General features: G+C 67.6%; 19 protein-coding genes and 2 pseudogenes. 12 read left to right on the top strand and 9 right to left on the bottom strand.

Going from position 1 to position 23,668, the window contains the following annotated elements:
- Window positions 1-13: 13 nt before the first annotated feature.
- Entirely contained in the window at window positions 14-391 is a 378-nt protein-coding gene (locus tag EOV43_RS08325) for a DUF742 domain-containing protein (protein WP_164878806.1), read from the bottom strand.
- A 444-nt stretch (window positions 392-835) separates the two neighbouring features.
- Here EOV43_RS08325 and EOV43_RS08320 point away from each other — a divergent pair, with 444 nt between their 5' ends.
- On the top strand, window positions 836-2,011 hold the full coding sequence (locus EOV43_RS08320) for an IS30 family transposase (RefSeq protein ID WP_128222061.1): 1,176 nt from the start codon (window positions 836-838) through the stop codon (window positions 2,009-2,011).
- Between the two features lie 96 nt (window positions 2,012-2,107).
- Here the strand turns inward: EOV43_RS08320 and EOV43_RS08315 are convergent, their stop codons facing one another.
- Genes EOV43_RS08315 through EOV43_RS08300 form a run of 4 tightly spaced genes read right to left on the bottom strand, consistent with a single transcriptional unit; the run spans window position 2,108 to window position 6,755 of the window.
- Complete coding sequence (locus EOV43_RS08315) at window positions 2,108-2,695, bottom strand: GTP-binding protein (protein WP_128220876.1); 588 nt, start codon at window positions 2,693-2,695, stop codon at window positions 2,108-2,110.
- Entirely contained in the window at window positions 2,676-3,047 is a 372-nt protein-coding gene (locus tag EOV43_RS08310) for a DUF742 domain-containing protein (protein WP_239022029.1), read from the bottom strand. Before EOV43_RS08310 ends, EOV43_RS08315 begins: the two co-directional genes overlap by 20 nt.
- 10 nt (window positions 3,048-3,057) lie before the next feature.
- Window positions 3,058-3,474 (bottom strand): roadblock/LC7 domain-containing protein, encoded by a 417-nt coding sequence (locus EOV43_RS08305; RefSeq protein ID WP_128220874.1) that lies wholly within the window; start codon window positions 3,472-3,474, stop codon window positions 3,058-3,060.
- Window positions 3,471-6,755 carry an ATP-binding protein gene (locus EOV43_RS08300; RefSeq protein WP_128220873.1) on the bottom strand — a complete coding sequence of 1,095 codons (3,285 nt, stop codon included), beginning with the start codon at window positions 6,753-6,755 and terminating at the stop codon, window positions 3,471-3,473. The genes EOV43_RS08305 and EOV43_RS08300 overlap by 4 nt, the downstream gene beginning before the upstream one ends.
- A gap of 231 nt (window positions 6,756-6,986) precedes the next feature.
- Between EOV43_RS08300 and uvrB the strand changes: the two genes are divergently transcribed.
- The 4 genes from uvrB to EOV43_RS08280 all read left to right on the top strand — a co-directional run bounded on the left by uvrB (window position 6,987) and on the right by EOV43_RS08280 (window position 12,366).
- On the top strand, window positions 6,987-9,116 hold the full coding sequence (uvrB, locus tag EOV43_RS08295) for an excinuclease ABC subunit UvrB (RefSeq protein ID WP_128220872.1): 2,130 nt from the start codon (window positions 6,987-6,989) through the stop codon (window positions 9,114-9,116).
- Window positions 9,117-9,227: 111 nt separating this feature from the next.
- The gene (locus EOV43_RS08290) at window positions 9,228-10,475 is read left to right on the top strand and encodes a glycosyltransferase family 4 protein (RefSeq protein WP_239022028.1); all 1,248 of its coding nucleotides are present in this window, start codon (window positions 9,228-9,230) and stop codon (window positions 10,473-10,475) included.
- A gap of 14 nt (window positions 10,476-10,489) precedes the next feature.
- The gene (locus tag EOV43_RS08285; RefSeq protein ID WP_128220871.1) at window positions 10,490-11,251 is read left to right on the top strand and encodes a class I SAM-dependent methyltransferase; all 762 of its coding nucleotides are present in this window, start codon (window positions 10,490-10,492) and stop codon (window positions 11,249-11,251) included.
- Window positions 11,248-12,366: a prenyltransferase/squalene oxidase repeat-containing protein gene (locus EOV43_RS08280; protein ID WP_239022027.1), complete on the top strand. Its 1,119-nt coding sequence runs from the start codon at window positions 11,248-11,250 to the stop codon at window positions 12,364-12,366. Before EOV43_RS08285 ends, EOV43_RS08280 begins: the two co-directional genes overlap by 4 nt.
- A 3-nt stretch (window positions 12,367-12,369) precedes the next feature.
- Here EOV43_RS08280 and EOV43_RS08275 read toward each other — a convergent pair whose 3' ends face one another.
- The 3 genes and pseudogenes from EOV43_RS08275 to trxA form a co-directional block, all read right to left on the bottom strand.
- Window positions 12,370-13,041 (bottom strand): class I SAM-dependent methyltransferase, encoded by a 672-nt coding sequence (locus EOV43_RS08275; protein WP_206611295.1) that lies wholly within the window; start codon window positions 13,039-13,041, stop codon window positions 12,370-12,372.
- 88 nt (window positions 13,042-13,129) lie between these two features.
- Window positions 13,130-13,399 (bottom strand): annotated as a pseudogene (locus EOV43_RS15700) (rhodanese-like domain-containing protein); the annotation flags it as partial.
- Window positions 13,400-13,444: 45 nt separating this feature from the next.
- Window positions 13,445-13,807 (bottom strand): annotated as a pseudogene (gene trxA / locus EOV43_RS15585) (thioredoxin); the annotation flags it as partial.
- 273 nt (window positions 13,808-14,080) lie between these two features.
- On the opposite strand from trxA, the gene EOV43_RS08265 reads away from it, so the two are divergent.
- Both EOV43_RS08265 and EOV43_RS08260 read left to right on the top strand, forming a co-directional pair.
- The gene (locus tag EOV43_RS08265; RefSeq protein WP_128220869.1) at window positions 14,081-14,959 is read left to right on the top strand and encodes a hypothetical protein; all 879 of its coding nucleotides are present in this window, start codon (window positions 14,081-14,083) and stop codon (window positions 14,957-14,959) included.
- A gap of 80 nt (window positions 14,960-15,039) precedes the next feature.
- Entirely contained in the window at window positions 15,040-15,885 is an 846-nt protein-coding gene (locus tag EOV43_RS08260) for a 3-hydroxyacyl-CoA dehydrogenase (RefSeq protein WP_128220868.1), read from the top strand.
- A gap of 58 nt (window positions 15,886-15,943) precedes the next feature.
- Here the strand turns inward: EOV43_RS08260 and EOV43_RS08255 are convergent, their stop codons facing one another.
- Window positions 15,944-16,615 (bottom strand): MBL fold metallo-hydrolase, encoded by a 672-nt coding sequence (locus tag EOV43_RS08255; protein ID WP_128220867.1) that lies wholly within the window; start codon window positions 16,613-16,615, stop codon window positions 15,944-15,946.
- Between the two features lie 138 nt (window positions 16,616-16,753).
- Between EOV43_RS08255 and uvrA the strand changes: the two genes are divergently transcribed.
- The 5 genes from uvrA (at window position 16,754) to rapZ (ending at window position 23,665) form a co-directional block, all read left to right on the top strand.
- Window positions 16,754-19,705 (top strand): excinuclease ABC subunit UvrA, encoded by a 2,952-nt coding sequence (gene uvrA / locus EOV43_RS08250; RefSeq protein ID WP_128220866.1) that lies wholly within the window; start codon window positions 16,754-16,756, stop codon window positions 19,703-19,705.
- Window positions 19,706-19,734: 29 nt separating this feature from the next.
- Window positions 19,735-20,148: a Rieske (2Fe-2S) protein gene (locus tag EOV43_RS08245; RefSeq protein ID WP_128220865.1), complete on the top strand. Its 414-nt coding sequence runs from the start codon at window positions 19,735-19,737 to the stop codon at window positions 20,146-20,148.
- 159 nt (window positions 20,149-20,307) lie between these two features.
- Window positions 20,308-20,709 carry a Rieske (2Fe-2S) protein gene (locus tag EOV43_RS08240; protein WP_128220864.1) on the top strand — a complete coding sequence of 134 codons (402 nt, stop codon included), beginning with the start codon at window positions 20,308-20,310 and terminating at the stop codon, window positions 20,707-20,709.
- Between the two features lie 53 nt (window positions 20,710-20,762).
- Complete coding sequence (gene uvrC / locus EOV43_RS08235; protein WP_128220863.1) at window positions 20,763-22,736, top strand: excinuclease ABC subunit UvrC; 1,974 nt, start codon at window positions 20,763-20,765, stop codon at window positions 22,734-22,736.
- Window positions 22,736-23,665: an RNase adapter RapZ gene (gene rapZ / locus EOV43_RS08230; RefSeq protein ID WP_128220862.1), complete on the top strand. Its 930-nt coding sequence runs from the start codon at window positions 22,736-22,738 to the stop codon at window positions 23,663-23,665. Before uvrC ends, rapZ begins: the two co-directional genes overlap by 1 nt.
- The last annotated feature ends 3 nt before the right edge of the window (window positions 23,666-23,668 follow it).

Raw genomic sequence — 23,668 nt, 5'->3', positions numbered from 1 at the left:
GGGGGCAGGTCCTTCAGCCGGTGGTGCGGAGCCCACGCAGGGTGCGCTCGAGCAGTTCCCGGCGGTCGTCGACCGAGGTGGAGGCGGTGATCGTGCGCTCGACGGCGAGGTGGCCTTCGGAGACGAGGTCGCCCAGGAGGACCCGGACGACGCCGATCGGGCGCTTCACCGCGGCGGACACCTCGGCCACGGACTTGCCGTCGCAGACGGCGACGATCTCGGCCTTGGGGCCGACGGGCCACATGCGGTGCCGCCCGGAGCTCTGGACCCGGACGACGGCTTCGAAGCCCAGATCGACGACCGGAGTGGCTCGGCCACCCGTCAGAGTGAAGGAACGCACCACCGAAGGGGCAGGCGTGTCGCCTTGACCGTGGCCGAAGTTGTGATGCATGGGCACATGATTACCCAAACTGGGGTAGTGCATTCAAGGGCTTGAGCAAAAAAGAAAGAGATGTGAGCCACAATCGCACTCAAGTGTGCTTAGAACTGACCCAACATGGGTAGGGCGCGGTCTGGTCCACTCCGGCGTCGACGTGTGAGATCCGCCGAACGGGGCCACGGTGAACGAACGAGGCCCCCGACCGATGGCGGGTTCTAGCGGTCCTCGCAACACCCAGTGATGGGAGTTGCGAGGACCGTGGTCATTTCGCAGGAGTTGAAGCAGGCGTTCTTTGATCGGCTGGACGTGGTGGGCAGTGTGACGGTCGCTGCGCGTGATGTCGGGCTGAACCGGCACACAGCGGCTGGCCTGGCTCGTCGCGCGGGTCGGCGTTCGGTGGCGGTGCGGCCGGGGCATCCGGGGCGCGTGTTGTACGAGGAGTTGCGGCGTTCCGGGGTGTCGCGCCGGGAGGCCGCTTCCCGAGTCGGGGTGCACGTGCGCACCGCGCAGGACTGGGATCACGGTGTCCGCCACAGCGGTGGGGCCAACGTGCGGATCTATCCCGATGGACGCCGTGTGGACTACACGAGCCGGCGGACCACTATGGGATGTGTGGCCCCTGTGTTGAGTGTTGTCGAGAAGCCGTTACACCCGCGGTTTCTGTCGCTGGCTGATCGCGAGCGGATCCGTGACCTGTTGAGCGAGGGGCGTTCACGTCGCGAGGTCGCTCGCCGGTTGGGGCGTGCACCGTCGACCATCACCCGGGAGATCGCGGCCAACACGGTGTCGGGTGTGTATCGGCCGTACGCTGCCCAACGGGCGTCGGCTGCACGCCGGCCGAGACCCAAGACTCGCAAACTGTTGCTCGACGGTCCGCTGCGTGAATTCGTGTCCCAGGGACTGCGCCAGGAGTGGTCGCCTGAGCAGATCAGTAACGCCCTTCGCAAGGAGCATCCCGATGACCAGGCCATGCGCGTGAGCCACGAAACGATCTACCAGGCGCTGTACTTCCAGGCCCGTGGCGGGCTCAAGAAGGAAGTCCAAGCCGCCATCCGGACCGGACGCACGCGCCGCAAACCGCACCGCGATCCGAACCAACGCACGAGCAGGTTTGTTGATCCGATGGTCATGATCAGTGAGCGTCCTGCTGAGGTTGCTGATCGTGCGGTCCCGGGACACTGGGAGGGCGATCTGATCACGGGCGCGTTTAACAAGACCGCGATCGGGACCCTGGTCGAACGCACCACCCGCTACGTCATGTTGCTGCACCTGCCGAACGGGCACACCGCTGAAGAGGTCAGGGACGCGTTGACGGCCCAGATCGAGACGTTGCCGGCGCACCTGCGGGGATCGTTGACCTGGGACCAGGGCGCGGAAATGGCAGGCCACAAGCAGTTCACGATTGCCACGGGTGTGCCGGTGTACTTCTGTGACCCCGCGTCACCGTGGCAGCGCGGGAGCAACGAGAACACCAACGGGCTCCTGCGTCAGTACTTCCCCAAGGGAACCGATCTGTCGATGTACGGGCCAGAGGATCTGGAGCACGTCGCGCAGAAACTCAATGGCCGTCCACGCAAAACGCTCGGCTGGGATACCCCAGCCGAGCGTCTGCGTGTTCTACTCACCAGCTAAGAAACCGGTCGGTGTTGCGATGACCCCTTGAAACCGCCGATCCGGTCGGGGGCCTCGTTCGTCACGGAGGTGAAGTCCGTGGTCACGCAGGTGTGATCAGCTCACGGGCACCTGGGCGGCGAGGCGCTCGAGGGCGTACTCGGTGACCCGGATGAGGGCACTCTTTGCGGAGTCGCGGTCGCGGGCGTCGATCCGCATCATCGGCACGTGCGGGGCCAGGGCGAGGGCCTCGCGGACCTGCTCGAGCTCGTACTGCGGGCCGGAGTCGAACTGGTTCAGCGCGACGATGAAGGGCAGCCCCTTCTCCTCGAAGTAGTCCAGCGGCGAGAACGCCTCGTCCAGACGGTTGGTGTCGACCAACACGATGGCGCCGATGGCGCCCAGGCACAGGTCGTCCCACATGAACCAGAACCGCTTCTGGCCCGGCGTGCCGAACAGGTAGAGGATCAGGTCCTCGCCGAGGGTGATGCGACCGAAGTCCATGGCGACCGTGGTGGTCGCCTTGGAGGGTACTGCCGACAGGTCGTCGATGCCTTCGGACTCGCCGGTGACGAGTGCCTCGGTTCGCAGTGGGTCGATCTCGGAGACGGAGCCGACCAAGGTGGTCTTGCCGACGCCGAAGCCGCCGGCGACGACGATCTTGGTCGACGCGGCGCCGCGGGTGTTAGAAGGCGCGAAGTCCACGGAGGGTCCTTTCGATCAGATCCCGACGCTCGTCACTGGAGGACTTGTCGGTGAGAGTGTTCTGGACGGCCACGTGGCCGGCTTCGACGAGGTCGGCGAGGAGCACACGGACCACGCCGATGGGCATGGAGACGAGGGCTGAGACCTCGGCCACGGAGCGGAGGTGGCACACGTCGACGACGTGGGCCACGGCCGCGCTGGGCCAGGCTCGGTCCTTGGCGTGCTCCTCCAGGCGGAGGGTCGCCTCGACCGGCAGATCGACCTTGGGACGGGTACGTCCTGCGGTGATCGTGAAGGGACGGACGATCCGCGGGGCCGGAGCGTCCTCCCAGTCTGGGTCATGGGTGGGCACGGGGGACATCTCAGACGGTGGGGAGGGGGACGCGGGCCTGTGCCTGGACCATGCGACCCACGCGGTCCACCAGGAGCGCCATCTCGTAGCCGACCTGACCGATGTCGGCGGAGTCCTGGGTGAGGACGGCCAGGTTGGAACCGTCGCCCACGCTCATGAGCAGCAGGTAGCCCAGCTCCATCTCGATGACGGTCTGCAGGACCGGTCCGCCCTCGAAGAGCCGCGAGGCGCCCACGGCCAGGGAGGCCAGACCGGACGAGACGGCCGCGACCTGCTCGGCGCGGTCGGCGGGGAGTCGGTCGCTGGCGGCCATCAGCAGGCCGTCGGCCGAGACCAGGACCGCGTGTGCGGTACCGGGGACCTCGGCGATGAACTTGCTGACGATCCAGTTCAGGCCCGAATCCGCGTTGGAGGTGTCGGTGGTCATGACTGGCCTTCTTCCTGTGCAGGGGTGGTGGGAGTGACGGTGGCGGTCCGTCCGCGGGAGACGCCGGCTGCGTGGGACGCGAGTCGGCGACGAATTGCTTCGGGGTCGCGCGGCGGCGTGGTCCGGGTGGGAGCGACTGCTCCCGGGACCAGTCGCTGACCGGGGCGACGCTGGGGGAGGCCGGCCTCGGTCCTGCGGGTCTCAACGTGCTTGGCGACCTGCTCCGCTGCGGCCCAGCCGGCGTCGGCGGAGCTGTTCACGAAACCGGTTCCCTGGCCGCTGAGCCAGGACGACGGGGCCTCCCCGTCGTGCTCCTCGCCCTGAGTGCCGTCGCCAGCCGGGGCTGCGGCGGACTGCGGGGAGGCGGTCGTGTCGGTCAAGGACGAACGCTCGGCGCGTGCGGAGCCCTTGGCGAGTGCGTTGAACATGCCCATCCGGGCGGCCGCGACGGGGTTGTCCTGGGGGTCACGGACCGGCAGGGTGCGGGTGTCGGCGCCAACGTCACCGAACATGCTCACGCTGTTGTCGGTGGTGGCCGGGGTGACCGGCTCGTCGACGTCGGCATGGGTGGCGCGCAACGCCAGGGGCGGAAGCTCCAGCGACGAGACGGACGCCCGGGTGGCCGGGGTCTCCGGCTCCACGACCCGCTCCTCGTCGCCCCGCTGCTCAGCGGCTTCCTCGGCCACCGGGGTGGCCTCGTGGTTGAAGTGGCCCGTGGCCGGGGTCAGGTCCTCGGTGAGCGTGGACGGGGTCCAGGCGACGAGCGGGACGATCTCTGCCTCAGGCACCGCCGTTTCCTCGACAGCCGGCTCGGCGACCTGCTCGACAGCCGGCTCGGCGACCTGCTCGACGATCGGGTCCGAGAGCGGGTCGGCGGCAGGAGCCGGGGAGGCGGGGGCGTTCTCGCTGCGGGAGAACAGTCCACCGCTCGGCTTGTCGCCTCCACCGAAGAGCGAGTCGCCCATCGGGTTCACAGCAGCCGTACGGTCGGGCACAGTCGCGCCGGGACGGCGCTTGGGCAGCAGCCCACCGAACGGTGACGGGGCAGGAGCCTTGTCGGCTACGGGGAGCGGTGGCAGCGGGTCCGTCAGCGGGTCCGTCAGCGGGTCACTGAGCGGGTCCGGTGCGGTGCGTGCGGCTGGCGCCCTGACCGGCTGGGCCTTGAACGGCTCGGCCTGGACCGGAGCAGAGGCCTTGGCCTCGTCGGCGAGCGGGGCGAACATGTCGACCGATGCCAGCGGGGCCACCGCGGCGGCCTCGTCGGCAACAGGGGCGCTCAGCGCGTCCGGAGCGTCGAAGACGGGGGCGTCGTTCACGGGGGCGTTGAGCACGGGTGCGGGCAGCCCGGCCGCGGGGGCCGCGTTCGGCGTGGTGAGCGTCGGCGTGGCACCCACGATCAGGGCGGCAGGGATCACCACGGTGGCGGTGACGCCGCCGCGGCCGTTCTCGCTGAGGGAGACGCCGAGATCGTGGCGGCGCGCGAGACGCGAGACCACGAAGAGACCCATCCGACGTGCGGCGTCAGGGGTGACGCCGACCTGCTGGGCGAGCATCTCGTTGAGCTGGCGCAGCATGTCGGCCGGCATGCCGAGACCGCCGTCGGAGATGGCGATCGTGACGGAGCTGCCGTCGGTGGTGGTGCTCACCTGGACCGGAGCGGTCGGCGGGGAGAACGAGAGAGCGTTGTCGATGAGCTCGGTGAGCAGGTGGACCACGTCGTTCGCGGCAGCGCCGACGATCTGTGTGGTGGTGGCACCACGGAGCTCGACTCGCTGGTACTCCTGCACGCCAGCGGTGGCTGCCTGCAGGGAGTCGGTGACCGAGAGCGGAGCGGCGTCACGCAGACGCACCGGGGCGTCGGACAGGATGACGAGCGACTCGGCGGTACGACGCATGCGGGCCGCGAGGTGGTCGAGACGGAACAGGCTCTCGAGACGACGCGGGTCCTGCTCGTCGCGCTCCAGCTCCTCGATCAGGCCGAGCTGCTGGTTGATGAGCGAGGTGTTGCGGCGCGAGAGCGTCACGAACATCTCGCCGACCTGGGAGCGCAGTCGTGCTTCACCCGAGGCGAGGCCGACGGCGGCGCGGTGCAGGTCGTCCACGGCGCGGGCCAGCTGGCCCATCTCCTCGTCGGTGGTGACGTCGATCGGGATGATCGCGTCCGGCTCCTCGCCGGCACGGATCTGGGCGACCGCTCGGGGGAGGGCGTCGTTGGCGACGTTCAGCGCGCCGTCGCGCACCCGGCGGACCGGGTTGACGATGAGGCGGGCGATCAGCCAGGCGAGCAGCATCGTGACGGCCAGTGAGCCGAGCAGGATGGCCATGTTGAGGAGCGCCTTGGCACGGGCCTCGGCAGCGTTCTCGTCGAGAGCCGCGAGGGCCTCGTCGACGGCGACGCGGTTGATGGAATTGTAGAGGTCGAGTGCCGGGGTGTAGCGCAACTCGCCGTTGCCCTGAGCCACGACGGGCGGGCGCTGGACGTTCTGCGAGGTGAGGCTGGTGGCGTCGGGGTCACCGGCGGGGCGGGCGTCGACGAGGGAGTCGATCGCGCCGCGTTCGATGCCGATCCACTGCAGCAACTCGGTCTGGTTGCGGATCTTGGTGCTGTCAGGCTCGGTGTAGATGCGCTGCATGGTCAGGCCGAAGTGGCCGTCCATCACGAACGCGATCTGTTGCAGCGACGCCTCGGGGACGACCTGGCCGGCGACGATGGTCTGGTAGTAGTCCTGGACCGCGTTGTGGAGCTGGGTCGCCTGCGACGTGGTCGCGGTGGTGACACGGCGGGCTGCGGGGTCCTGCAACTGCTCGGACCAGGCCAGCAGGGTGTTGATCTTCGAGCGCTGGTTCTCGTCGAGGGCGTCGCTGCCCTGGACCGCGGCGAGTGCCTGGGCGGTCTGGGTGACCTCGTCGACGGCAGCGAGACGCTCGGGCGAGCCGACCTCGGTGTGCAGCGTCTGGACGTAGGAGTTCTCGGCCGCGTAGAGGAAGTCGAGAGCGGGCGCGAGGACTCGGACCTGCTCGGCGGTCGCCTCGTGGGACTGCTGGACGAGGTAGGACTCGATCGCCTTGTCGGTGGCGAACCAGGACGCGGCGATCATCGGGAAGGCCAGGGAGAGCGCAATCTTGTTGCGCAGTCGCCAGCCGGAGATCTGGTACCAAGGGGCGCGGGAGGGGGAGTCCCCCGGGGACGCGAGGTCCTGGAGGACGTCCGCGGAGCCGTCGGGCTCGGACGGCGAGACGTCGGACGCGGACGACGGTTCGTCGTGCTTCTTCCTTGCCATGGGCTCTCCGGTTGTGATGTCTGGGGCGCCGTGCGCGGTGAGGCGCGGCGTGGGCCCGTTCGGTGGACCCGACCGACAACATAAGGAGAACGTGACGCGATTGTTCACGGAATCGAGGTTCTCACCTGCTGAATGTTGGGTACACCGTGCCACCTCACGTGCGGCGCCGCGACGCCGTTGGACCACTCCGCACCGGAGACGGGTGTCGGAGGGGCGACGTAGGCTCGATCCATGCGCCCTGTGACCGACCTCGAGCGCCGCGTCGCTCCCTTCGACGTGGTGTCGGAGTACCAGCCCTCCGGCGACCAGCCGACCGCGATCGCCGAGATCACCCGGCGGATCAACGACGGCGAGAAGGACGTGGTGCTCCTGGGTGCCACCGGTACCGGAAAGACGGCCACGGTCGCGTGGGTCGCCGAGCAGCTGCAGCGCCCGATGCTGGTGCTCCAGCCGAACAAGACCCTCGCCGCCCAGTTCGCCAACGAACTGCGTCATCTCTTCCCCGAGAACGCGGTCGAGTACTTCGTCTCCTACTACGACTACTACCAACCTGAGGCGTACGTCCCCCAGACCGACACCTACATCGAGAAGGACTCCTCCATCAACGAGGAGGTCGAGCGACTGCGACACTCCGCGACCAACTCGCTGCTGACGCGTCGCGACGTCATCGTGGTCTCCACCGTCTCCTGCATCTACGGCCTGGGCACGCCGCAGGAGTACGTCGACCGGATGGTGCGGCTCAAGGTCGGACAGGAACAGGACCGTGACCTGCTGCTGCGCCAGCTCGTCGACAACCAGTACGTCCGCAACGACCTCGCCTTCACCCGCGGCACCTTCCGGGTGCGCGGGGACACCTTGGAGGTGTTCCCGGTGTACGAGGAGATGGCGATCCGGATCGAGTTCTTCGGCGACGAGATCGAACGTCTGATGACGCTGCACCCAGTGACCGGCGACGTCATCACCACCGACGAGGAGATCCACATCTTCCCCGCCACCCACTACGTCGCAGGTCCCGAACGCATGGAACGGGCGATCGCCACGATCGAGGCCGAACTCGTCGAGCGGTTGGGAGAGTTCGAGCGCCAGGGCAAGTTGCTCGAGGCCCAGCGTCTGAGGATGCGCACCACCTACGACGTCGAGATGATGCGTCAGGTCGGGTCCTGCTCGGGGATCGAGAACTACTCCCTGCACATGGACGGACGCCCGCGCGGGTCCGCCCCCAACACCCTCATCGACTACTTCCCCGAAGACTTCGTCCTCGTCGTCGACGAGTCGCACGTCGCGGTGCCCCAGATCGGCGGCATGTACGAGGGCGACATGTCCCGCAAGCGCAACCTGGTCGACCACGGGTTCCGGCTCCCCTCCGCGATGGACAACCGCCCCCTGCGTTGGGAGGAGTTCCTGGAACGCATCGGCCAGACGATCTACCTCTCCGCGACGCCGGGCAACTACGAACTCGACCGGATCGGTGGCGCCGAGAACGCCGTCCAGCAGATCATCCGACCCACCGGACTCATCGACCCCGAGGTGATCGTCAAGCCCACCCAGGGCCAGATCGACGACCTCATCGGCGAGATCCGGCTCCGCGTCGAGAAGGACGAACGCGTCCTGGTCACCACCCTGACCAAGAAGATGTCCGAGGACCTCACCGACTACCTCCTCGACGCAGGCATCCGGACCCGTTACCTGCACTCCGAGGTCGACACCCTCAAGCGCATCGACCTGCTGCGCGAACTGCGGATGGGCGAGTACGACGTGCTCGTCGGCATCAACCTGCTCCGGGAAGGTCTCGACCTGCCGGAGGTGTCGCTGGTGGCGATCCTCGACGCCGACAAGGAAGGATTCCTGCGCTCGGACAAGTCCCTGATCCAGACGATCGGACGTGCGGCCCGCAACGTCTCGGGACAGGTGCACATGTACGCGGACAAGATCACCCGCTCCATGGAGAACGCGATCAACGAGACCAACCGTCGTCGTGAGATCCAGGTGGCCTACAACCTCGAGCACGGCATCGACCCGCAGCCGCTGCGCAAGAAGATCGCAGACATCACCGAGATGCTCGCCCGCGAGGACGAGACCACCCAGGAACTGCTCCAGACCTGGGCCGACGTCGGGCAGAAGGGTCGGGCCGGGGGTGTGAAGCCGAAGGTGGCCCCCACGCCGCAACTGGGCACCCTGCACGAGCGAAACCCCGACACCGCGGGCATCCCCAGCAGCGATCTGGCCGAACTGATCCAGCAGCTCACCGACCAGATGAAATCGGCCGCCGCTGAACTCCAGTTCGAGGTCGCGGCCCGTCTGCGCGACGAGATCGGAGACCTCAAGAAGGAGCTCCGCCAAATGATGGAAGCGACCCGCTGACGGATGTTTTGCTTCCGTACGAGAGGGTTGCTCGCGAGTCCGTTCGGCGGTTCCTCGTCGCCACCACCGTGTGACGCGTGATACAAACCGGTACCACTTCGTCAGGAAGGCATGCCTGTGCGCATCGCTCTGCTCTCCTACCGCAGCAAGCCTCATTGCGGCGGTCAGGGGATCTACGTCCGGCACCTCAGTCGGGAGCTCGTCGCTCTCGGCCACGAGGTGGAGGTGTTCTCCGGACAGCCCTACCCCGAGCTCGACGAGGGCGTGAAGCTCACCAAGGTGCCGTCCCTCGACCTCTATCGCGAACCTGACCCGTTCCGGGTGCCGAAGTTGCGCGAGTTCCGTGACCTGACCGACGTCCGTGAATTCCTCACGATGTGCGTCGGCGCGTTCCCCGAACCCCGCACCTTCTCCACCCGTGTCGCCAAGCTGTTGAAGGACCGCCGCGACGACTTCGACGTCGTCCACGACAACCAGGTCCTGGGCTACGGCATGCTCGACATAGAGAAGAACGGGCTGCCGCTGCTCACGACGCTGCACCACCCGATCACCTTCGACCGCCGCATCGACCTCGCTGCCGCGCCGAACTGGCGCAAGCGCCTTTCGCTGCGTCGGTGGTACTCGTTCCTGCACATGCAGGGCAAGGTCGCCCGCGCGGCCCGCAAGGTGATCACGCCTTCGGAGTCCTCCAAGCGCGACATCGTCACCGACTTCGGTGTCGACGCCTCCCGGATCGAGGTCGTGCTGCTCGGTGCCGACGAAGCGTTCGTGCCGCCCACCGAGCCGCGTGTGCCCGGACGCCTGCTCGCGATGGCCAGCGCCGATGCGCCCCTCAAGGGCATCAACACCCTGCTCGCCGCGTTCGCGAAGTTGCGCACCGAGCGCGACCTCGAGTTGGTGCTGGTCACCAAGCCCAAGGAGGGCGGCGTCACCGAACAGCTCATCGACGAGCTCGGCATCGGCGACCACGTCCGGTTCGTGCACGGCGTCAGCGACGCCGAACTGGTGAAGATCATGGGATCGGCCGAACTCGGTGTCGTGCCCTCGCTCTACGAAGGCTTCTCGTTGCCGACGGCTGAACTGATGGCGTGTGCGACCCCGCTGGTCGTCTCCCGGGCCGGGGCCATCCCCGAGGTCGTGGGTACCGACGGCAGTTGTGCGACGTTGGTGACTCCCGGAGACGTCGAGGAGCTCACCGCCGCGATCGCGGAACTCCTCGACGACCCCGACCGACGCGCCGCCATGGGAGCAGCGGGACGTCAGCGGGTGATCGACAAGTTCAGTTGGCGTGCCGTGGCCGAGGCCACCGCCGCCGCCTACGCCGAAGTGATTGACCAGTACCGGGCCGAGAAGGCCTGAGGGGGAGAACAGTTGTGCTGACCGTTGACTTCGACCGCCTGGGCATGAAGCCCGGAGACCGCGTCCTCGACATGGGCTGCGGCGCCGGACGCCACGCGTTCGAGATGTACCGCCGCGGCGGAGACGTCGTCGCCTTCGACATGGACGTCGACGAGCTCGCCGGCGTCAAGGACCTCTTCGTCGCGATGAAGGAGGCCGGCGAGGTGCCCGAGGGCGCCGAGGCCGACGTCAAGGAGGGCGACGCCCTGGCGCTGCCCTTCGGAGACGGGGAGTTCGACCGGATCGTGTGTGCCGAGGTGCTCGAGCACATCTGGAACGACGTCGACGCGATCAAGGAACTCGTCCGCGTGCTCCGCCCCGGCGGCACGATGGCCATCACCGTTCCCCGCTGGCTGCCCGAGGTCGTCAACTGGAAGCTGTCGCAGGAGTACCACAACGCTCCCGGCGGACACATCCGGATCTACACCGACCACGAGCTCATCGACAAGGTCACCAAGGCAGGCACCCCCAACGACGGCACGCCCGGTGACGTCATGGAGTTCACCGGCAAGGGCTACGCCCACGGCCTGCACACGCCCTACTGGTGGATCAAGTGCGCCGTCGGCGTGAACAAGGACGACCACCCCCTCGCCAAGGCGTACCACAAGCTCCTGGTCTGGGAGATCATGAAGCAGCCCAAGGCGTTGCAGCTCGCCGGCAAGGTGCTCGACCCGATGATCGGCAAGTCGATGGTGCTCTACTTCCGCAAGCCCGAGACCCCGGCGGTCGACGCGTGAACCTGCCCACCGCCGCGTGCCCGGTGCCCGCTGTCGAGGGAGTCCTCAGCGCCGACGACGTGCGGGCCACGGCTCGCTCCATCGTCGCCATGCAGGAACCCTCGGGAGCGATCCCGTGGACTCCCGGCGACAAGACCGACGTCTGGAACCACGTCGAGGCTGCGATGGCACTGCTGGTGGCCGGCGAGGTCGAGGCAGCCGAGAAGGCGTACGCCTGGACCCTGGGCCTGCAACGCCCCGACGGTTCCTGGCCGATGAAGATCGTCGAGGGAGTCGTCGAGGACGAATCCGCCGAGACCAACATGTCCGCCTACTTGGCCGTCGGCATCTGGCATCACTGGCTGGTACGGGGCGACCGCGACTTCGTCGAGACCTACTGGCCCGCGGTCAGCCGTGGACTGGACTGGGTGGTCGGGATGCAGCTGCCGTTCGGTGGGATCGCCTGGTCCCAGGAGTGGCGCGAGGGTCGGGCCGGGAGCGTGAACGCGGAGGCGTTGGTGGCGGGGTCGTCCTCGATCCACCATGCCTTCAAGGCAGGCCTCGCACTGGCCGGACTGCTCGACGACTCGCGTCCGGAGTGGGAGTTCGCCGCGGCCCGTCTGGCGCACGCGCTCCGTTTCCACCGCGACCTCTTCCTGGACAAGAAGCAGTTCTCGATGGACTGGTACTACCCGGTGCTCGGGGGCGCCGTCCGCGGCCCTGAGGCCGAGGTGCTGCTGGCCAGCACCTCGCCCGGCTGGGACACGTTCGTCGAGGAGGGTCTCGGTATTCGCTGCGTCTCGGAGAACCCCTGGGTCACCGGAGCAGAGACCTGCGAACTGGTGATGTCGTTGGAGGCCAACGGCGACCGGGAACGGGCGCTGCAGCTCTTCGCCGACATGCAGCACCTGCGTCATGAGAACGGTTCGTACTGGACCGGGTACGTCTTCCCCGACGAGGTCAACTGGCCCGGCGAGCAGACCACCTACACCGCTGCTGCGGTGATCCTGGCCGCCGACCAGCTCTCCCGCACGACGCCGGGCGCCGACATCATGCGCGGGGAGACCATGCCGCGCGTCGGCGATCTCGACTGCGGCTGCGAGGCTTCGCGAGCCGCGCAGTCCACCCAGTCCTGAGCCTCAGGCGACGCCGGTCAGGCTTCCGGCCTGACCGGCGGTCCGCTCCAGGACCCGGAGTGAACCGACGGCGTCGATCTCGGTGAACTCGCCGCTCTCCAGGGCGCGCAGGTAGACGTGGTACGGGGCCTGGCCGCCGTCCTCGGGGTGCTGGAACACGTCGTGGATCACCAGGATTCCGCCGGGCTGGACCCACGTGGCCCACCCTTCGTAGTCGGCCTGAGCGTGCTCCTCGGCGTGGCCGCCGTCGATGAAGACCAGAGCCAGCGGGGTGCGCCAGTGTCGTGCGACGACGGGGGAGTACCCCACGACGGCGACGACGTGCTCCTCGAGCCCGGCGTCCTCCAGTGTGCGCCGCAGGAACGGCAGCGTGTCCATCCGGCCGGTGCGCGGGTCGACGACGTCGGTGTCGTGGTGTTCCCACCCGGCCTGGTTCTCCTCGGACCCGTGGTGGTGGTCGACGGTGAAGAACGTGCTGCCGCACGTGCGGGCGGCGTCGCCGAAGTAGAGCGCAGACTTGCCGCAATACGAGCCGATCTCCAGGCCGGGTCCGTGGGGGAGTCGGGCCAGGGCGTGGCGGTGGATCGCAGCGCCCTCGTCCTCGGGCATGAAACCCTTGGTGGCGCGGACGAGGTCCATGAGCCCTGCCGGGACGGTGCTGGCGATCGCAGTCATGGCCCAGATTGTGCAGGACCGGTGACCCACGAGGGGCCACCGGTCCGCGGTGCGTCGTGACCTTTTCAGGTCAGGTGCAGAACGTGGTTCAGCGGTCGAGGGGCCAGCCGCGCTGCGCCCAACCCATGGTGCCCTCGAGGACGTTGACGGCGTCGCGGCCCTGGGCACGAAGGAGTTCGGTGATGCGGGCGGAGCGGTTGCCCGAGCGGCAGATGACGAGGACGCGACCCGCGGGGATCTCGTCGAGTCGCTGACCGACGAAGTTCATCGGGATGTGCACTGCACCGGGAACGTGACCAGCGGCGAACTCGTCGTCCTCGCGGACGTCGAGCACGTAGGCGCCCGCCTCGAGCTCCTCCTTGAACGCCTCGATGGAGATCTCGTCCTCGGCACCGGCCTGGGCCTGGTTCTCGGCCTCGGCGATCTGGCGGCGGACGTCGTCCATGTCGATGGCCTTGATGTTGCCCAGGAGCTCCTCGAGCGCCGGGGCGGGGAGGGCGCCTGCCTGGGAGAACAGCAGGACGCCGTCGCGGAACGCCATGATCGTGGGGATCGACTGGATCTGCGCCATGGCTGCGATCTCGCGCTGGGCCTCGGTGTCCACCTTGCCGAAGACGACGTCGGCGTGCTGCTCGCTGGCCGCTTCGTAGACGGGGGCGAACTGCTTGCACGGGCCGCACCAGTCGGCCCAGAAGTCGATCAGGACGATGCCGTTGCCGGTGATGGTCGACTCGAAGTTGTCGGTGGTGAGGTCCACGGTGCTCATGCACGCAGGCTAACAGCGTGCGGAGGGGAGCCCGACTGCTGCTTCCCGGATCTCGACCGAGAGGCGGGGGTCGGTGTCAATCGGGCGGCGTGATGCGCATCACTTCCCTTTTTCCTAAAGTTTTAAACAGTAAAATCGTATATCTTCTGTTTCGGATTCGGTTTGGATCATCACGGGTGCGCCGCTCGGGGACCGCCCTACTCGGACCGCTGTCACGGCAGCGGTACTTCGTCATGCCTTCGCGACACTGTCGCCGTCCCCTGGAGTTCTCCCATGTCTCTTCCCGCCCCCTCGCGTCGAGCCGTCATCGCCGGTGCGGCCTGGTCCGTTCCTGCTGTCTCGATTGCTTCGGCCTCGCCGGCCTTCGCCACCTCCCCTGGCAAAACACATCCGTGCACGACGTTTGTCTTTGACTGGGTTCGCGCGGGGTTGAAGAAGGAATCGGAGACGCAGGTCGATGGCCGTCCATCCACCACCTGGACGGCCCAGGCCCTCAAGTTGGAGTCCGACGGATCGATCAACACTGCAGTGAGCCGAAGTGTCATCATTAAAACCAACTTCGTGGGTAAGAACATGACAGCTGTGACGAATCTGAACATGAAGGTGGGCGAAAAGGCGACCTTCATGACGTCCAGCGGGCTGGTGTTGAAGGAAACTCTACGACTGCAGCAGGTTTTCGAGACGGCTGCCAAGTCGTCGAGTGGTTATCAGACGGTGGAGTTCAACTTCGGTGACGGAGAGTCCGTCTCAAATGTTGACTTGCTCATCCAAGATGTCGACTCGGCCCTGCCGAGTCACCCCGAACGAGTTGGCGAGACGGGCGGGTTTCATGACGAGTTCGCGATCATCTCGACGGGTAGTTTCGAAGCGTCCCTGCGAACCGCGGTCCCGAGGGGCTACTCGATGACGGCGCCCACGCTTGTCGGCGGCGACACCCTCAATGGGCCTTGGTACGTGAATCACCCGAGTTACAACACGCCTTATAACGATGTGACCGAGGTGGGAAGTCAGCTTCGGGTGACCCAACTATCCGGATCCATCTCGAGCTTCACTCTCAAGTATTCCAACCGAGTGGAATTTGCGACTGCTCAGACGGGGAATCAGGGAGCGTTCATCGGTCCCTTTACCTTCACTTCCGACGTATGCGTGTGACGGAGTCCTGAGGATGGCGGGCTCACCCGTGAAGGGTGGGCCTCGTCGGCTTTTGTGCTGACTTCGCGTCTGCTGGAGACATGAGCAACCTCGAACGCGTCACCGTCCTGGGCATGGGCGTCCTCGGCTCCCAGATCGCCTTCCAAGCAGCCTTCAGCGGCAAGCAGGTCACTGCCTACGACATCTCCACGGATGCGGTCGCGGCAGGTGAGCAGAAGCTCGCAGCGCTGCAGGACTCCTACCGCACCGACCTGCCCGGTGCGGAAGCGAAGTTCCCGGCAACGCTGGAACGGCTGCGCACCACCCATGACCTCGCCGACGCGGTGGCTGGCGCCGACCTCGTGATCGAGGCGGTTCCGGAGCGCCTCGACATCAAGCAGGACCTCTACGGCAAGCTCGCCGCGGTGGCTGACCCGCACACGCTCTTCGCCACGAACTCCTCCACGCTGCTGCCCTCCGACATCGCGCCCTCGACGGGACGTCCGGACAAGTTTCTGGCCCTGCACTTCGCGAACCAGATCTGGATCCGCAACACCGCCGAGGTGATGCCCGGCCCCGACACCGATCCGGCTGCCGTCGTCGCGCTCACGGAGTTCGCCGAGGAGATCGGGATGGTGCCGATCGTCCTGAAGAAGGAGAAGGCCGGCTACGTCCTCAACTCACTGCTCGTGCCGTTGCTGGACGCAGCCGGTGAACTCCTGGCCGGCGGCTACGCAGACGTCGAGACCGTCGACAAGACCTGGACGCTGGCCACGGGTGCCCCGCTGGGGCCATTCCGGATCTTCGACGTCGTCGGTCTCGTCACCGCCTACAACATCGCGTCGGCCAACCCCGCCCAGCAGGAGTTCGCCGCACTCCTCAAGCGCGACTACATCGACCAGGGCAAGACGGGCGTCGCGACGGGCGAGGGCTTCTACACCTACTGACGGACGCTGCCTGACGGACGCTGCCTGCCGGATGCTGCAGCGCGAGACGGAGCGTGGTTCACCAACCGCGGGCGCGCCACTCCGCGAGATGCGGACGCTGCTCGGCCAAGGTCGAGTCGCCGCCATGACCCGGGTAGAACCAGGCGTCGTCGAGGTGGCCGAAGATGCGGGTCTCCACGTCGTCGATCAACTGGGTGAACTTCTCCGCGTCCCCGAACGTCGCACCCACGCCACCGGGAAACAGCGTGTCGCCCGTCCACAGGTGCACGCCGTCGACAGGGTCGCGGTGCACGAGGCAGACCGAACCAGGAGTGTGACCACGGATTGCGATCACCTCCAACGTCACCTCGCCCACGCTCACTGTGTCGCCGTGCTCCAGGCGACGGGTCACCGTGACCCCGGTCTGCTCGGTGACGGCATCCGCGTCAGGCTCGCCGACCAGGACGTCGGCCGATGACGCAGTCACCACGTCGGCCAGCGCGCGGTGGTGGTCCCAGTGCTGGTGGGTCGTGACGACGGCGTCGAGGCGCTCGGGGTCGTAGAGCGGCGCCAGCGTCGCGGGCTCCGCGGCCGCGTCGACCAGGAGCTGCCGGCCGCTCGCGCGACAGGTGAGGACGTAGGCGTTGTTGGACATCTTCTCGTCCACCGCGACCTTGGTGATCGTCAGTGCGGAGAGTTCACGGGTCTGCGCCGGCGCACCGGGGGAGACCTGACCGTCGTAGCTGCTCATGGACCCATGATCCACGACGCAGGACGGGTCCGACGTCACGCCGTCAACCCGATGTGCCCATGACCCGATCGGGGATACACTGACGAACATCTGTTCGAACGCGTTCGAACGTCCCTGCCCCCCACACCAAGGACAGTCGTGATCGAGAAGCTCATCGTTCGTGGAGCCCGCGAGCACAACCTGAAGAACGTCTCGGTCGACCTGCCGCGCGACAGCCTGATCGTCTTCACGGGTCTGTCCGGTTCAGGCAAGTCCTCCCTCGCCTTCGACACGATCTTCGCGGAGGGGCAGCGCCGCTACGTCGAGTCGCTCTCAGCCTACGCGCGGCAGTTCCTGGGCCAGATGGACAAGCCCGACGTCGACTTCATCGAGGGGCTCTCTCCGGCGGTCTCCATCGACCAGAAGTCCACGTCGAAGAACCCGCGGTCCACGGTCGGCACCATCACCGAGGTCTACGACTACCTCCGTCTCCTCTACGCCCGCGCCGGCACCGCGCACTGTCCCACCTGTGGAGCGCCGATCGAGAGCCAGACCCCGCAGCAGATCGTCGACCGGGTCCTCGAACTCGAGGAAGGACGCAAGTTCCAGGTCCTCGCCCCCGTCGTGCGCGGACGCAAGGGCGAGCACGTCGACCTCTTCGCTCAGTTGCAGGCCGACGGATTCTCCCGGGTCCGCGTCAACGGCGAGACCCACCTGCTCGACGACCCGCCGAAGCTGGACAAGCAGAAGAAGCACACCATCGAGGCCGTCGTCGACCGTCTCCAGGTCAAGGCCTCGGCCAAGCAGCGCCTCACCGACTCCGTCGAGACCGCCCTCCGCCTCGCCGAGGGCATCGTCGTCCTCGACTTCGTCGACCTCGACGCCAAGGACCCGGGCCGGGAGATGAAGTTCTCCGAGAAGATGGCCTGCCCCAACGACCACATCGTCGACACCGACGACATCGAGCCCAGGTCGTTCTCGTTCAACTCGCCCTTCGGTGCCTGCCCTGCCTGCCACGGCATCGGCACCACCCAGGAGATGGACCCCGAGCTCGTGGTCCCCGACCCGCGCGCGACGCTCGGTGAGGGCGCCATCCAGCCGTGGAGCGGTGCCCACGTGCGTGACTACTTCCTCCGCCTGATGGGGGCCCTGGGTGAAGAGCTCGGCTTCGACCTCAACACCCCGTGGGAAGCGCTGCCGAGCAAGGCGCGCAAGGCGATCCTCGACGGTCACGCCACCCAGGTTCACGTCGTCACCCGCAACCGGTACGGACGCCAGCGCTCCTACTACGCCGAGTTCGAGGGCGTGAGCCAGTACATCGAACGTCGTCACCGCGACGCCGAGTCCGACACCAGCCGTGAGCGCTTCGAAGGCTTCATGCGCGAGGTGCCCTGCACCGCGTGCGGTGGCAGCCGAATCAAGGCCGTCTCCCGTTCGGTGACGCTGGGCGGTCTCTCCATCGCTGAACTGTGCGCGAAGACCATCGACGGCACTGCTGAGTTCCTCCGCGAGCTCGTGCTGGGCGAGCGCGAGGCGCAGATCGCCGCACGGGTCCTCAAGGAGATCCTCGACCGGCTCCAGTTCCTGCTCGACGTCGGCCTCGACTACCTCTCCCTCGACCGACCCTCGGGGTCGTTGTCGGGTGGTGAGGCGCAGCGCATCCGTCTGGCCACCCAGATCGGTGCCGGACTCGTCGGCGTCCTGTACGTCCTCGACGAGCCCAGCATCGGCCTGCACCAGCGCGACAACGAACGTCTGATCGAGACCCTGGTGCGGCTCAAGGACCTGGGCAACACCCTGATCGTCGTCGAGCACGACGAGGACACGATCCGCACCGCCGACTGGGTCGTCGACATCGGCCCCCTCGCTGGTGAGAACGGCGGTCATGTCGTGCATTCGGGTTCGCTCGAGGGGCTGCTCGCGAGCGAGGAGTCGCTCACCGGCGCCTACCTCTCGGGCCGGCGTCAGATCCCCGTGCCGGAGTTCCGTCGTGCGCGGACCAAGGGACGCGAGCTCGTCGTGCGGGGCGCCAAGGAGAACAACCTCCAGGGCGTCGACGTGCGGTTCCCGCTCGGCGTGTTCGTCGCGGTCACCGGAGTGTCTGGTTCGGGGAAGTCGACCCTGGTCAACGACATCCTCTACACCTCGCTGGCCAAGCAGTTGCACAACGCTCGCTCGGTCCCCGGACGTCACCGCACCATCGAGGGCGTCGACCAGGTCGACAAGATCATCCACGTCGACCAGTCGCCGATCGGGCGCACGCCGCGCTCCAACCCGGCCACCTACACCGGTGTCTTCGACAAGATCCGCACCCTGTTCGCCTCCACGCCGGAGGCGAAGGTCCGCGGGTACATGCCGGGACGGTTCTCGTTCAACGTCAAGGGCGGTCGCTGCGAGGCCTGCCACGGTGACGGCACCCTCAAGATCGAGATGAACTTCCTCCCCGACGTCTATGTCCCGTGCGAGGTCTGCCACGGCGCCCGCTACAACCGCGAGACGCTCGAGGTCCGCTACAAGGGCAAGACCATCGCCGAGGTCCTCGACATGCCGATCGAGGAGGCCGTCGACTTCTTCGGGGCCGTCACCTCGATCTCGCGGTACATGAAGACCCTCACCGAGGTCGGCCTCGGCTACGTCCGCCTCGGGCAGCCCGCCACCACTCTGTCCGGCGGTGAGGCGCAGCGCGTCAAGTTGGCGACCGAACTGCAGAAGCGGTCCACCGGACGCACCTTGTACGTCCTCGACGAGCCCACCACGGGTCTGCACTTCGAGGACATCCGCAAGCTCCTGATCGTCCTGGAGCGCCTCGTCGAACAGGGCAACACCGTGCTGGTGATCGAGCACAACCTCGACGTGATCAAGACTGCCGACTGGCTCATCGACATGGGTCCCGAAGGCGGATCGCGGGGCGGTGTCGTGGTGGCCGAGGGAACGCCCGAGGAGATCGCGGCCCACCCGGAGAGCCACACCGGACGCTTCCTGGCGCCGTTGCTCGCGGGCCGGGAGGCGACCGTGCGCCCGGTAACGTCGACAACGCCGGGAACGGCTGCCAAGCCGGCGAAGGCGACGAAGAAGTCCGCCAGCGCCAAGCGTGTCGCTGCCGGGTCCTGACCCCTTTCGACCTCACACCAGGAGTCCAGTTGTCCTCCACCTTCTCCCGACGTCAGGTGGTCGCCGCCGGTGCGGCGGTCCCCGCCCTCGGTCTCGTCACCGCCTGTGGCTCCGAAACCGGTGGAACCGAGGTCGCTGCCCCCGAGGTGGAGGCCGGCGAGCTGATCGGCGCGGCCTCCGACGTCCCGGTCGGAAGCTGCAAGGTCTTCTCGGACCCCAAGGTCGTCGTCACCCAGCCCACCGCCGGGGAGTTCAAGGCGTTCAGTGCGGTCTGCACCCACCAGGGCTGCCTGGTGAGCAGCGCGCCGGATGGCAACATCCCCTGCCGATGCCACATGTCGTTCTTCTCACCCACCGACGGCTCCGTGGTCGACGGCCCCGCCAAGGGACCGCTCACGGCCGTCGACATCACCGTCGCCGATGGGGAGATCCGGGTCGTCTGAGCCGTCCGTCAGGGGCTCGGCCGACGCCCTCTGGATGGGCGTCGGGCACAGCACCGGGCGTACCGTCGTCACTGACCTGGGACGTCGTCGCACGCGTCAGGTCATCCCATCGACCCCCGGTTGCCGGGGGATCACCGAAGATCAGAAGGTCAGTTCCACATGTCTGTCTCCCGTCGCGCAGTCGTTGCCACCGGTGTCGCCCTTCCTGCCCTCGCGGCCTGCGCCAACCCCTCCGAGGACCCGACGCTCACCCAGGTGGACCGCGCCGAACCCGGAACCTTCCTCGTCCACGCGAAGGACGTGCCGGTGGGCGGCTGCCACGTGATCGCCGGTGCCGCGACCGTGGTGACCCAGCCGACCGAGGGTGAGTTCCGTGCCTTCAGCGGCGTCTGCACCCACAAGCACTGCTTCCTCGCCTCCTCGCCGCTGGGCTACATCCAGTGCCCGTGCCACGGCAGCCGCTTCGACCTCAACGACGGCTCCGTCCTCCAGGGCCCGGCCGAGAAGGCGCTCGAGGAGTTCGACGTCGACGTCACCGACGGCAAGGTCACCCTCGTCTGAGACTCCCCGGCTCTGTTCCGCAGATCCGTCCCGACCAACGGAGGAAGTGATCCGTGGCCAATCCGGCGTCCTACCGTCCCGCCCCCGGGACCATCCCGACCGACCCCGGCGTCTACCGGTTCCGTGACGTCCACGGTCGGGTCATCTACGTCGGCAAGGCCAAGAACCTCCGTCAGCGTCTGGCGAACTACTTCCAGGACGTCGGCAACCTCCACCCCCGCACGGCCAGCATGGTCACCACCGGTGCCAGCGTCGAGTGGACCGTCGTCGGCACCGAGGTCGAGGCGCTGCAACTGGAGTACTCCTGGATCAAGGAGTACGACCCGCGCTTCAACGTCAAGTACCGCGACGACAAGTCCTACCCGTGGCTGGCAGTCACGGTGGGGGAGAAGTACCCGCGGGTGACGGTCATGCGTGGTGCCAAGAAGAAGGGCACCCGCTACTTCGGTCCCTACAGCCACGCCTGGGCGATCCGCGAGACCGTCGACCTGCTCCTGCGGGTCTTCCCGATGCGGTCTTGCTCGACCGGTGTCTTCCGACGGGCCGAGCAGAGCGGACGGCCGTGCCTGCTCGGCTACATCGACAAGTGTGCCGCCCCCTGCGTCGGCAAGGTCAGCGTCGAGGAGCACCGCTCGATCGTCGACGACTTCTGCGACTTCATGGCCGGCAACACCAACGCGTTCGTCAGTGCCCTGGAGCAGCAGATGTACGCGGCCTCCGACGACCTCGACTTCGAACGAGCCGCCCGCCTGCGCGACGACCTCGGCGCCCTGGCCAAGGTGCTGGAGAAGCAAGCTGTCGTCTTCGGCGACGCCACCGACGCCGACGTGATCGCGTTCGCCGACGACCCGCTCGAGGTGGCCGTCCAGATCTTCCATGTGCGTGGAGGTCGGATCCGGGGCCAGCGCGGTTGGGTCGCCGACCGCGCCGACGAGGGCGAGGTGCCCGACCTCGTCGCCGAGTTCCTGATCCAGACCTACTCCGGCGACCCCGACTCCATCCCGCGCGAGATCCTCGTCCCTGTCGAACCCTCCGACCGCGACACCGTCGAGGAACTCCTCTCCTCGGTCAAGGGCAGCAAGGTCCAGGTCCGTGTGCCCCAACGCGGCGACAAGAAGGCCCTGCAGGAGACCGTCGCCAAGAACGCCGCCCAGGCGCTCGTCCTGCACAAGACCAAGCGCGCCAGCGACCTCACCACCCGAGGGCTCGCGCTGGAGGAGATCCAGGAAGCCCTCGGCCTCGACGACGTCCCGCTGCGGATCGAGTGCTACGACGTCTCCAACCTCCAGGGCACCGAGGTGGTCGCCTCCATGGTGGTCTTCGAGGACGGACTGGCCCGCAAGTCGGAGTACCGACGCTTCGTGATCAAGGACGTCGAGGGCCAGAACGACGTCGCCTCGATGCACGAGGTGATCACCCGGCGTTTCCGACGCATGCTCGACGACCGCGCCACCGCCGTCCCGGCCGACCGTTCCGGCGACGTCAGCGGTGAGGGTCCGCTCCTGGTCGACCCCGACACCGGACGTCCGCGGAAGTTCGCCTACGTCCCCGGGCTCGTCGTCGTCGACGGTGGTCCGCCCCAGGTCGCCGCCGCCCGAGCCGCACTCGCCGACCTCGGGCTGGCCGACGAGATCCCCGTGTGCGGACTCGCGAAGCGCCTCGAGGAGGTGTGGCTGCCGGACGAGGAGGACCCGCTGATCCTGCCGCGCACCTCGGAGGGTCTCTACCTGCTGCAGCGGATCCGTGACGAGGCTCACCGGTTCGCGATCACGCACCACCGCGGGCGACGCTCCAAGGCGATGGTCGAGAGTGTTCTCGACGACGTGCCGGGCTTGGGAGAGGTCCGGAGGAAGGCGCTCATGCGACACTTCGGGTCGTTGAAGAAGCTGAGGGCGGCCACCGTCGACGAGATCCGTCTCGTCCCCGGCATCGGTCCGGCCACTGCCGAGGCGATCGCACGTGCGGTCGCCGGCACCGGACCGGGACCCCGTGTCAACACCGCAACCGGAGAGATCGAGGAGGACTGATGGCCGACGACGCCACCCTGCCCCCGGCAGACGCAGTGACGGACCCCGAGGTCAGGTCCGCGGACGAGACCCCCGACGCGGGGCTCGTCATCATCACCGGCATGACCGGTGCGGGGCGCAGCACCGCGGCCAAGGAGCTCGAGGACCTGGGCTACTTCGTGGTCGACAACCTGCCGCCGGCCCTGGTGCCCGAGGTGGTCAAGCTGGTCGACCAGAGCCGCGGGCGGCAGCAGCCGATCGCCGTCGTGGTCGACGTCCGTTCGGGTTCGTTCTTCGAGAGCGTCTACGACCACCGCCACCAGCACACCACCGGTCGCCCCACCACGATCGTCTACCTCGACGCCGCCGACGACGTCCTCGTGCGTCGCCAGGAGGCCGCACGTCGTCCGCACCCGCTGCAGGGCGACGGCCGGCTCCTCGACGGTCTCGAGGCCGAGCGCGTCGTCCTCGCGACCCTGCGGGGAATAGCAGACCTCGTCATCGACACCACCGCGCTCAACGTGCACCAGCTCACCAAGCGGGTGCGCCAGCACTTCGGTTCCGCGGAGTCGACGCGCCTCAAGACCACCGTGATCAGTTTCGGCTTCAAGTACGGCATCCCGGTCGACGCCGACTACGTCGCCGACATGCGTTTCCTGCCCAACCCGCACTGGATCCCCGAGCTCAAGCAGCACACCGGTCAGGACGCCCGCGTGGCCGACTACGTGAAGTCTCAGCCTGGCGCGGAGGAGTTCCTCGCCGGCTACCTGCCCCTGCTCGACCTCGTCTCCGAGGGCTACCTGCGCGAGGGCAAGCGGTTCATGACCATCGCGGTGGGCTGCACGGGTGGCAAGCACCGCAGCGTCGCGATGACCGAAGAGGTCGCCCACCGTCTGCGCGCCCTCGGCAGGGACGTCCGGGTGATCCACCGAGACCTCGGGAGGGAATGACGG

Source organism: Nocardioides yefusunii (genome assembly GCF_004014875.1).
Classification (GTDB): domain Bacteria; phylum Actinomycetota; class Actinomycetes; order Propionibacteriales; family Nocardioidaceae; genus Nocardioides; species Nocardioides yefusunii.
Note: the sequence above shows the minus strand (reverse complement) of the source record. Positions and strands in the feature narration are given on the sequence as shown.

What these genes read in the sequence shown, in the direction of transcription:
- EOV43_RS08325 (WP_164878806.1), bottom strand. Translation starts at nt 391, where the DNA reads ATGCATCACAACTTCGGCCACGGTCAAGGCGACACGCCTGCCCCTTCG.
- EOV43_RS08305 (WP_128220874.1), bottom strand. Translation starts at nt 3,474, where the DNA reads ATGACCACCGACACCTCCAACGCGGATTCGGGCCTGAACTGGATCGTC.
- EOV43_RS08300 (WP_128220873.1), bottom strand. Translation starts at nt 6,755, where the DNA reads ATGGCAAGGAAGAAGCACGACGAACCGTCGTCCGCGTCCGACGTCTCG.
- uvrB (WP_128220872.1), top strand. Translation starts at nt 6,987, where the DNA reads ATGCGCCCTGTGACCGACCTCGAGCGCCGCGTCGCTCCCTTCGACGTG.
- EOV43_RS08290 (WP_239022028.1), top strand. Translation starts at nt 9,228, where the DNA reads ATGCCTGTGCGCATCGCTCTGCTCTCCTACCGCAGCAAGCCTCATTGC.
- EOV43_RS08275 (WP_206611295.1), bottom strand. Translation starts at nt 13,041, where the DNA reads ATGACTGCGATCGCCAGCACCGTCCCGGCAGGGCTCATGGACCTCGTC.
- EOV43_RS08265 (WP_128220869.1), top strand. Translation starts at nt 14,081, where the DNA reads ATGTCTCTTCCCGCCCCCTCGCGTCGAGCCGTCATCGCCGGTGCGGCC.
- EOV43_RS08260 (WP_128220868.1), top strand. Translation starts at nt 15,040, where the DNA reads ATGAGCAACCTCGAACGCGTCACCGTCCTGGGCATGGGCGTCCTCGGC.
- EOV43_RS08255 (WP_128220867.1), bottom strand. Translation starts at nt 16,615, where the DNA reads ATGAGCAGCTACGACGGTCAGGTCTCCCCCGGTGCGCCGGCGCAGACC.
- EOV43_RS08240 (WP_128220864.1), top strand. Translation starts at nt 20,308, where the DNA reads ATGTCTGTCTCCCGTCGCGCAGTCGTTGCCACCGGTGTCGCCCTTCCT.
- rapZ (WP_128220862.1), top strand. Translation starts at nt 22,736, where the DNA reads ATGGCCGACGACGCCACCCTGCCCCCGGCAGACGCAGTGACGGACCCC.